This window comes from Streptomyces sp. NPDC019531 (assembly GCF_044903305.1).
In the GTDB taxonomy this organism is placed as follows: domain Bacteria; phylum Actinomycetota; class Actinomycetes; order Streptomycetales; family Streptomycetaceae; genus Streptomyces.
Window position 1 is genome coordinate 71285 of sequence record NZ_JBJDQL010000015.1, and the last position, 9834, is coordinate 81118.

At 71.0% G+C, this 9834-nt stretch carries 5 protein-coding genes; 1 reads left to right on the plus strand and 4 read right to left on the minus strand.

Annotation, left to right across the window (positions count from 1 at the left end; translation table 11 throughout):
* The first annotated feature begins 15 nt into the window (after positions 1-15).
* A complete protein-coding gene (locus ACI2L1_RS19595) occupies positions 16-2877 on the plus strand; it encodes a DEAD/DEAH box helicase (RefSeq protein WP_404740590.1) in 2862 nt (953 codons plus the stop codon).
* 91 nt (positions 2878-2968) lie between these two features.
* Here the strand turns inward: ACI2L1_RS19595 and atzF are convergent, their stop codons facing one another.
* The 4 genes from atzF to ACI2L1_RS19615 are packed head-to-tail and all read right to left on the minus strand — an operon-like array spanning position 2969 to position 9601.
* Positions 2969-4639, minus strand: coding sequence for an allophanate hydrolase (atzF, locus tag ACI2L1_RS19600; RefSeq protein WP_404740591.1), 1671 nt, complete (start codon positions 4637-4639; stop codon positions 2969-2971).
* A 14-nt stretch (positions 4640-4653) separates the two neighbouring features.
* Positions 4654-8160 (minus strand): 5-oxoprolinase/urea amidolyase family protein, encoded by a 3507-nt coding sequence (locus tag ACI2L1_RS19605; RefSeq protein ID WP_404740592.1) that lies wholly within the window; start codon positions 8158-8160, stop codon positions 4654-4656.
* Positions 8157-8780: an urea amidolyase associated protein UAAP2 gene (locus ACI2L1_RS19610; RefSeq protein WP_404740593.1), complete on the minus strand. Its 624-nt coding sequence runs from the start codon at positions 8778-8780 to the stop codon at positions 8157-8159. Before ACI2L1_RS19610 ends, ACI2L1_RS19605 begins: the two co-directional genes overlap by 4 nt.
* The gene (locus tag ACI2L1_RS19615) at positions 8777-9601 is read right to left on the minus strand and encodes an urea amidolyase associated protein UAAP1 (RefSeq protein WP_404740594.1); all 825 of its coding nucleotides are present in this window, start codon (positions 9599-9601) and stop codon (positions 8777-8779) included. The genes ACI2L1_RS19610 and ACI2L1_RS19615 overlap by 4 nt, the downstream gene beginning before the upstream one ends.
* Between the last annotated feature and the right edge of the window lie 233 nt (positions 9602-9834).

Here is a 9834-nt window from a genome sequence, read left to right on the forward strand (position 1 = left end):
CATCCGATCCGGATAATGATCGTCCTGTTGTCAGTGCCGCCCGGTACGCTCGAAAGCACGATGACAGAGGACCTCTCACCGGCCGAGCGGTACGCGGCAGCCCGCCTGCGGGCAGCCGAGCAGGCCACCGCGCTCGCGGGCTTCCGCGAGATGTACGACTTCGGTCTCGACCCCTTCCAGATCGAGGCCTGCCAGGCACTCGAAGCAGGGAAGGGCGTGCTGGTGGCCGCCCCCACCGGCTCCGGCAAGACGATCGTCGGCGAGTTCGCCGTCCACCTCGCCCTTCAACAGGGCAAGAAATGCTTCTACACGACACCCATCAAGGCACTGTCGAACCAGAAGTACGCGGACCTGAGCCGCCGTTACGGCGCCGACAAGGTCGGTCTGCTCACTGGCGACAACAGCGTCAACTCCGACGCCCCCGTGGTCGTGATGACCACCGAGGTGCTGCGGAACATGCTGTACGCGGGCTCGCAGACCCTCCTCGGCCTCGGATACGTGGTCATGGACGAGGTGCACTACCTCTCCGACCGCTTCCGGGGCGCCGTATGGGAAGAGGTGATCATCCACCTCCCCGAGTCGGTGACCCTGGTGTCGCTGTCCGCGACCGTGTCCAACGCCGAGGAGTTCGGCGACTGGCTCGACACCGTCCGCGGCGACACCCAGGTGATCGTCTCCGAGCACCGGCCCGTGCCGCTGTTCCAGCACGTGCTCGCCGGGCGGCGGATGTACGACCTGTTCGAGGAGGGCGAGGGCCAGAAGAAGGCCGTCAACCCCGACCTCACGCGGCTGGCCCGCATGGAGGCCCAGCGGCCGTCCTACCAGGACCGCAGACGCGGCCGGGCGATGCGTGAGGCCGACCGGGAGCGGGAGCGACGGCAGCGGTCCCGGGTGTGGACCCCGAGTCGGCCCGAGGTCATCGAGCGCCTCGACGCCGAGGGCCTGCTGCCCGCCATCACCTTCATCTTCAGCCGCGCCGCATGCGAGGCGGCCGTACAGCAGTGCCTGTACGCCGGTCTGCGGCTGAACGACGACGAGGCCCGCGGCAAGGTCCGCGCGCTCGTCGAGGAGCGCACGGCGTCGATCCCGACCGAGGACCTCCATGTCCTCGGCTACTACGAGTGGCTTGAAGGCCTGGAGCGCGGCATCGCGGCCCACCACGCGGGCATGCTGCCGACCTTCAAGGAGGTCGTCGAGGAGCTGTTCGTGCGTGGTCTGGTCAAGGCCGTGTTCGCGACCGAGACCCTCGCCCTGGGCATCAACATGCCCGCCCGCTCGGTGGTGCTGGAGAAGCTCGTCAAGTGGAACGGCGAGCAGCACGCCGACATCACGCCCGGCGAGTACACACAGCTGACGGGGCGTGCGGGGCGGCGCGGTATCGACGTCGAGGGCCACGCGGTGGTGCTCTGGCAGCGGGGGTCGAGTCCCGAGCACCTGGCCGGACTGGCGGGCACGCGTACGTATCCGCTGCGGTCCAGCTTCAAGCCGTCGTACAACATGGCGGTCAACCTGGTCGAACAGTTCGGGCGCCACCGGTCGCGTGAGCTCCTTGAGACCTCCTTCGCGCAGTTCCAGGCCGACAAGTCGGTCGTCGGGATCTCTCGGCAGGTGCAGCGCAACGAGGAGGGCCTTGACGGCTACAAGGAGTCCATGACCTGCCACCTCGGCGACTTCGAGGACTACGCGCGGCTGCGCCGCGAGCTCAAGGACCGGGAGACCGAGCTGGCCCGGGAGGGCGTGGCCCAGCGGCGGGCCGAGGCGGCCGTGGCGCTGGAGAAGCTCAAGCCGGGTGACGTCATCCATGTGCCGACGGGCAAGTACGCCGGTCTCGCGCTGGTGCTGGACCCGGGGCTGCCGGCCGGGCGGTCCAACGGCCACCGGGGCTTCGAGCACCACGACGGTCCGCGGCCGCTGGTGCTGACCGCCGAGCGGCAGGTCAAGCGGCTCGCGTCGATGGACTTCCCGGTGCCGGTCGAGGCGTTGGAGCGGATGCGGATCCCGAAGACCTTCAACCCGCGTTCGCCGCAGTCCCGTCGGGATCTCGCGTCGGCGCTGCGCACCAAGGCGGGGCACATTCCGCCGGAGCGGGCCCGCAAGAAGCGGTCCCAGGCCGCCGACGACCGGGAGATCGCCCGGCTGCGGACGGCGATCCGGGCGCATCCCTGTCATGGGTGCAACGACCGGGAGGACCACGCCCGTTGGGCCGAGCGGTATCACCGGCTGTTGCGGGACACCTCGCAGCTGGAGCGGCGCATCGAGGGCCGGACCAACACGATCGCGCGGACCTTCGACCGGATCGTCGCGCTGTTGACCGAGCTGGACTATCTGCGGGCCGACGAGGTCACCGAGCACGGCAAGCGGCTGGCGCGGTTGTACGGCGAGCTCGATCTTCTGGCGAGTGAGTGCCTGCGGGCGGGCGTCTGGGAGGGGCTCGCTCCCGCCGAACTGGCCGCGTGTGTGTCGGCGTTGGTGTACGAGGCCCGGGTGGGCGATGACGCCATGGCGCCCAAGCTTCCCTCCGGCAAGGCCAAGGCCGCGCTCGGGGAGATGGTGCGGATCTGGGGGCGGCTGGACGCGCTGGAGGAGGACTTCCGGATCAGCCAGACCGAGGGGGTCGGACAACGGGAGCCGGATCTCGGGTTCGCCTGGGCCGCGTACATGTGGGCCTCGGGGAAGGGGCTCGACGAGGTGCTTCGGGAGGCGGAGATGCCGGCCGGGGACTTTGTGCGGTGGTGCAAGCAGGTGATCGATGTGCTGGGGCAGATCTCGGCGGCGGCGCCTGTGTCCGGGGGTGAGGGGTCTTCCGTCGCGAAGAATGCGCGCAAGGCCGTTGATCTGCTGCTGCGGGGGGTTGTGGCCTACTCGTCGGTGGGGTGACGGGTTTGGGGGCGGGTGCGGGTTCGTCGTGGCTGGTCCCGCCCACGCGGCGGAGCCGCAAATCGATGCAGCCCCGCGCCCCTTAAAAGACTCAGCTCGTCCTGCGCTGCAAGAAGTCCCGCCAGCCTCCGTACGACGTGATGTCCTCGGCGTTCTCCAGTGCGCTCGGTTCGCACAGGAAGCCGGGGACTCTGGTGCCGTCCGCCAGTTCGATGCTGCCGAGCGCCATCGGGCGGGGGAGGGCGGTCAGGAGGCGGCCCAGGCCTTCTGCCGGTAGGCGCCAGATCTCCGTCTCGATCTGCGCGCCGCCCTCGCCCACGTGGACCAGGCCCGGCTTCGGGGGCTCTGTTCGGAGTGCGTGCAGGCGGTAGACCGGGGCCGTGGTCGCCGTACGGTCGTAGCGGGCGCCCAGGGCGAGGAGTTGGGGGTTCAGCGGCTGGCCCGTCAGGTGGGCGCCCACCACTGCCAGGCGTGCCTCCGGCTGGAGCAGGCTCGCGATTCTCGCCAGGCGTTCATCGGTGTGGGCGTGACCGATCAGCATCACGCCGAACGGGAGGCCGTTCACCTCACCTGCCGGGACGGCCACCGCGGCCAGGTCGAAGAGGTTGGTGGAGTTGGTGAAGCGGCCCAGGCGGGCGTTGGCGCCCAAGGGGTCGGCGTCCACCTCCGCGAGGGTGGGGTGCCCGGGAGCCGTGGGGAGGAGGACGGCGTCCGCGTCGGACAGTTCCTTGAGCGCCTGAGTCCGCAGAACAGCCAGGCGGTCCAGGTCCGCGTAGAGCTGGTGGGCCGGGAGGTCGCGGGCCCGGGTGATGATGGCGGCCACGGTGGGGTCGAGGGAGTCGTCGTTCGCTGCTATCGCCTTGTCGACAAAAGTCCCCACCGCTGTGTAGCGCTCTGCCACGAAAGCGCCCTCGTACAGCATCGCCGCCGCTTCGGTGAAGGGCGTGAGGTCGAGTTCGCTGATCGACGCGCCGGCCGTGATCAGTTGCTCCACGGCCGCCTCGTACGCCTCCGCCCAGCCCTCGTCCAGTTCGCCCAGCTGCTCGCGCGGGGCGATCGCGATCCGCCAGGGGCCGGGGCGGCGGCCGGGAAGGGACGGGGCGGTGCCCGTCGTCATGTGGGACAGCGCCTGCTCCGCCTCCGGGAGGGTGCGGGCGAAGACCGTCACGCAGTCGATCGAGGCACAGGCCGGGACGACCCCGGCCGTGGGGACCAGGCCGCGGGTGGGCTTGAGGCCGACGATGCCGTTGAAGGCCGCAGGAACCCGGCCCGAACCCGCCGTGTCGGTGCCGAGGGCGAAGTCGACGATGCCCAAAGCCACAGCGACGGCCGAACCGGAGCTGGAACCGCCACTCACCCGCGCGGGGTCGTATGCGTTGCGGACCGCGCCGTGCGGGGAGCGGGTGCCGACCAGGCCTGTCGCGAACTGGTCCAGATTCGTGGTCCCGAGCACGATCGCGCCCGCCGCACGGAGACGGGCGACGACCGGGGCATCGGCCTCGGGGCGGTAGGCGTACGACGGACAGCCCGCCGTCGTGGGAAGGCCCGCCACGTCGATGTTGCCCTTGGCGGCGAACAGGCGGCCCGCGAGGGGGAGTTGCTCGCCCCGCGCGAGACGTTCGTCGATCGACCGGGCTTCCCCTTCGACCTCTGCACGCGGGCGCAGGTCGATCCAGATCTCGGGGCGGTCCACGGACTCGACACGGTCGTAGGCGGCACGGACCCGGGTGAGGGTGGTGGACATGGCGTGCTCCTCCTTCACTGCATGGGCGGATTTCACTGTGCGGGCGGGGCCAGGACGAGCAGTGCCGTCCCCGCCTCCACCTGGTCGCCCGGCCTGGCCAGGATCTCCGTGACCACTCCGTCCGTCGGTGCGTGCACCCTGGACTCCATCTTCATCGCCTCCAGAGCGAGGAGCGGCTGCCCGACCGTCACCTCGTCGCCCGGCTCGACGTTCAACTGCCACACGGAGGCGGCGAATTCGGCCTCGATCAGACGGCCGCCCGGGGGGACCGTCACCTCCGCCGAGGGCACCGCCGGTGCGGAGGCCGCCTCGGCGCGCGCGAACTCGCCCGCCGCCTCCCAAGCGTCCCGCTCCCGGGAGAAGGCAGCCTGCTGGCGCGTCCTGAACTCCGCTATGGATGCGTCGTGTTCGGCCAGGAAGTCCTGGTATTCGGCCAGCGAGAACGTGCCCTCCTCGATGCGGGGCACGAAACGGCCGGACGTGATGTCCGCGCGCAGCTCCAGGAGTTCGTCCGGGTCCACCGGGTACCACCTGATGCGGTCGAAGAAGCGCAGCAGCCAGGGCGAGCCCGGCTCGAACGCGCCGCGCTGCTGCCAGGGCGACCACACCTGGGTCGTACGGCCCACGAACTGGTAGCCGCCGGGGCCCTCCATGCCGTAAACGCACAGATACGCACCGCCGATGCCGACCGAGTTCTCGGCCGTCCAGGTGCGTGCCGGGTTGTACTTGGTGGTCACCAGGCGATGGCGCGGGTCGAGGGGGGTGGCCACGGGGGCGCCCAAGTAGACGTCGCCGAGGCCCAGTACGAGGTACTCAGCGTCGAAGACCGTGCGGTAGACGTCGTTCACAGAGTCCAGGCCGTTGACGCGGCGGATGAACTCGATGTTCCACGGGCACCAGGGCGCGTCGTCGCGTACGCCCGCCATGTAGCGGGCGATCGCCTCGCGGGTGGCCGGGTCGTCCCAGGAGAGGGGGAGGTGGACCGTGCGGGAGGGCACGACCAATTCGTCCGACGGGGGGAGGGAGTTGGTGATCTCCCTTATGGCGAAAAGGAGTTCGTGCTGCGGGATACGGCTCGGGTCCGTCTGGATCTGGAGGGAGCGGATGCCTGGGGTCAGGTCGGTGATGCCGTCCGGGCCCTGCTCGGACACCGCCTCCATGAGGGCGTGGACGCGCATGCGGAGCGCCAAGTCGAGCTGCATGGGGCCGAATTCGACCAGCAGGTTGTCGTCACCGCTGCGGCGGTACGTCACGTCGCCGTCGCGGGCGAGGATGCCGCCGTCCACAATGACCGGGCGCGCCGAGCCGTCCGTGTCCACCGGCATGAAGCGCACGGTGTCCCCCGGGCGCAGCTGGCCCAGCTTCCAGCGTTCGGTGCTGATCACGGTCGCCGGACACACGAAGCCGCCCAGTGAGGGGCCGTCCGGGCCGAGCAGCACCGGCATGTCGCCCGTGTAGTCCACGGCACCGACGGAGTACGGGGTGTCGTGGATGTTGGACGGGTGCAGGCCCGCCTCGCCGCCGTCGGTGCGGGCCCAGCGGGGCTTGGGGCCGATCAGGCGGACACCGGTGCGGGCCGAGTTGAAGTGGACCTTCCAGTCGGCGGCGTAGAAGTCGCGGATGTCGTCCTCGGTGAAGAACTCCGGTGCCGCGTGCGGGCCTTCGGCGGCCTTCACCTGCCAGACGGAGGTGAAATCGGGGCGCTCGGTCACGCGCGAGCCCTCGGTGACTCTCCCGCCGCGCAACACGTCCCCCGTCCGCAGCGCCCGTCCGCCGTGTCCGCCGAAACGGCCCAGGGTGAAGGTGCTCGCGCTGCCGAGAAAGAGTGGGACGTCCAGCCCGCCCGCGAAGAGGACATACGTCCGCAGGCCGTGCTCGGCGGGTGCGCCGACCTCCAGGACTCCGCCGGCGGGTACGGTCACCGGCTCCCACTGCGGGACCGGTGTGCCGTCCACGGTGATGGGGGCCGGGGCGCCCGTCACACAGACGGTCGTGGGGTGCGTGAACCTCAACGACGGGCCCTGCAAGGTGCATTCGAGGCCGGGCGCGCCCTCCGGGTTGCCGAGCGCCGTGTTGCCGAGCCGGAAGGAGCGGTCGTCCATCGGACCGCACGGAGGCACGCCGACCTGCCAGTAGCCGGTGCGGCCGGGCCAGTCTTGGACGGTGGTGAGGGTGCCGGCGGCGACGACCTCGATGCGCGGGGTCGGGTCCTGGACCTCGGCGAGGGTCGCCGTCGAGTGGGCCGCCCGCGCGAAACGGGAGTCCGCCAGCGCCGCCCGGACCAGGCCCAGGTTGGTCTCGATGCCGTCGACGCGGGTGCGCTCCAGGGCCTCGTCCAGCCGTTGGAGCGCGTGGGCGCGGTCCGGGCCGTACGCGATGATCTTCGCGAGCATAGGGTCGTACGACGTCGTCACCTCGGTGCCGGTCTCCACCCAGGCGTCCACACGGACCCCGGTGGGGAACTCGACCCGGGTCAACAGGCCAGCGCTGGGCCGGTGTTCACGGCTGGGGTCCTCGGCGTAGAGACGGGCCTCGACGGCGTGGCCGTGCGGGGGGCCGGGCTCGCGTACGAGGTCCCGCTCGCCCCGGGCCAGGCGGAGCATCCAGGCGACCAGATCGACGCCGTAGATCTCCTCGGTGACCGGATGCTCCACCTGCAGACGGGTGTTGACCTCCAGGAAGTAGGCCTCCTCGCGGACGGCGTCGTGGACGAACTCGACGGTCCCCGCGGAGCGGTAGCCGACCGATGCGCACAAGTCGCGGGCGCTTGCGGTGAGTTGTGCGCGTACGTGGGCGGGGAGGCCGGGTGCCGGTGCCTCCTCCAGGACCTTCTGGTTGCGGCGCTGGAGGGAGCAGTCGCGGTCGCCGAAGGTGACGACCTGGCCGTCGCCGTCGCCGAAGACCTGCACTTCCACATGGCGGGCGTGCTCGACGAGGCGTTCCAGGAAGACGCCCGCGGAGGAGAAGGAGGCGGCGGCGACGCGCTGCACCCGGTCCCAGGCGTCGGCGAGTTCGTCGGCGGAGCGGCAGGCCGACATGCCGATGCCGCCGCCACCGCCGGTGGCCTTGAGCATGACCGGGTAGCCGATGGCCGCCGCGGCTTCGACGGCCTCCTCGGGGGAGCCCAGCAGGCCTGTCCCGGGCGCCAGCGGTACGCCCGCCGCCTCGGCCGCGGCGCGGGCCGTGTGCTTGGCGCCGAACAGCTCCAGCTGTTCTGGGGTGGGGCCCACGAACACGATCCCTGCGTCCTCGCAGCGCCGGGCGAACGCGGCGTCCTCGGACAGGAAGCCGTAGCCGGGGTGGATCGCGCCCGCGCCCGTGTCCTTGGCCGCCTTCAGCACGAGGTCGATGTCGAGGTACGACTCCTTCGCGGGCGCCGGGCCGAGGCGTACGGCCCGGTCGGCGAGACGGACATGGGGCGCGGAGCGGTCGGCATCGGAGTACACCGCTACTGTGCGCAGGCCGAGTTCGCGGGCTGTACGGATGATACGGACCGCTATCTCGCCCCGGTTGGCGACGAGGAGGGTGTCGAAGGTCATTCGACGGCTCCGCTCGTCGTCGCGGCGGCCTCGATCGTCATCTCCACGGCCGTGGGGTCGAATCCGTTGCAAGGGTTGTTGATCTGGGGGCAGTTGGAGACCAGGACGAGAACGTCGCGGTCGGCGCGCAGGGTCAGGGAGAGGCCCGGGGCGGAGATGCCGTCGACGATGCCGAGGGTGCCGTCCTTCTCGACCGGCACGTTCATGTACCAGTTGATGTTGGAGACGAGGTCGCGCTTGCCGAGACCGTACTTCGCGCCCTCGGCGAGGAAGTTGTCCACGCACGCGTGCTGCGACCAGGTGTGATGGCCGTAGCGAAGGGTGTTCGACTCCTTGGAGCAGGCGCCGCCGACCGTGTCGTGGCGGCCCACGTCGTCGGCGGTGACCGTCATCAAAGGCGTGTGTTCGTTGGACATCAGCGTGCTGCCCGTGGTCAGGAAGATGCCGCCCTGGGCGTGGATCGTGTCTGGGGCGCTGTAGCGGACCGACGTGTCGTGGGCGTCGTACACGAGGAAGTCGACGGCCTGGTTGCCGTGCAGGTCGCTGATGGTGAGTGTCTCGCCCTGGCGGACGATCGAGGACCAGGCGGCGCGGGCGGGAACGACGGTCTTCGTGCTCATGCGAGCCCCCTGGCGGCGAGGAAATCGGCGGTGTTGAGGAAGGCGCGGCGGCCTTCGGGCGAGGCGTCCCAGAGGAGGTCGCCGGCGCGGGTGGGCTGGGCGCGCCAGGCGAGCACTTCGAGCGGCGTGCTGACGTATTCCGGGCGTGGGTCCGCGGGATGCGGCACGTTCGCGATCAGTACGGTCACGTCCTGCTCGGTGCGGAGGGTGACGCTGCCACCCGGGCCCGCCGAGCCGATGAAGTCGAGGGTGCCGTCCTCGCGGATCCGCACGCCCTGGAAGAAGGAGAGGGACGGCGGGAGGTCGCGGGGTTCGAGGCCGTTCTTCGCGGCCGCCAGTTTGAAGAGCTCGCGGCCGGCGGGGGAGGGGCTCTGGGGGGTGCCGTCGCCGTAGCGTCCGGTGTTGCGGACGAGGGTGGAGGTCCCGCACAGGGCGTCGTGCCGGCCGGAGGTGTCGGCGACGACGCTCGCGAGAACGCGGCCCTGGTCGGAGAGAAGGAGCTGGTTCTCCCCGAGGTAGGCGTTCCACTGGACCTTGACCGTGTCGGCGACGTTCAGGCGCTCCCAGGGTCGGTCCTCGGCGTACAGGAGGAGGTGGGCGCAGGCGTCTCCGCGGAGGTCGGTGAGGCGGAGCTCGGTGCCGCGGGCGAGGACGCGGTGGGTGTAGTTGCCGCCCGCGACGGTCTCCGCCCACACCATGTCGTCGGCCTGCGCGGGCGGGGTGGGCCAGGCGCCGGCCGGGACGACGGGCATGGCCTCGGTGCGGGTGCCCTCCTGGGCGCGGGCATGGTCGCGGGCTCCGTAGGTGGTCTCTGTGGCCATTGCGGGACCTCCGGCTCCGGGGGTGTTTCTGTCGCTTGACAGAAATTAGGGGTGGGGCGGGTCGGGGGGATTGCTCGGGTGTTGCCGGGGGGTTACCGGGCGCTCACGGGGGGTGGGGGTGGAGCGCGGGTGGGGGTACTGGGTGTGGGGCGGTGGGTGTCGGGCGTCGGCCGGTGGGCGTATGGGGCAGGCCGGTGGGGTGGTCGGGTGCGGGCCGGTGGGGCTGGGTGTGC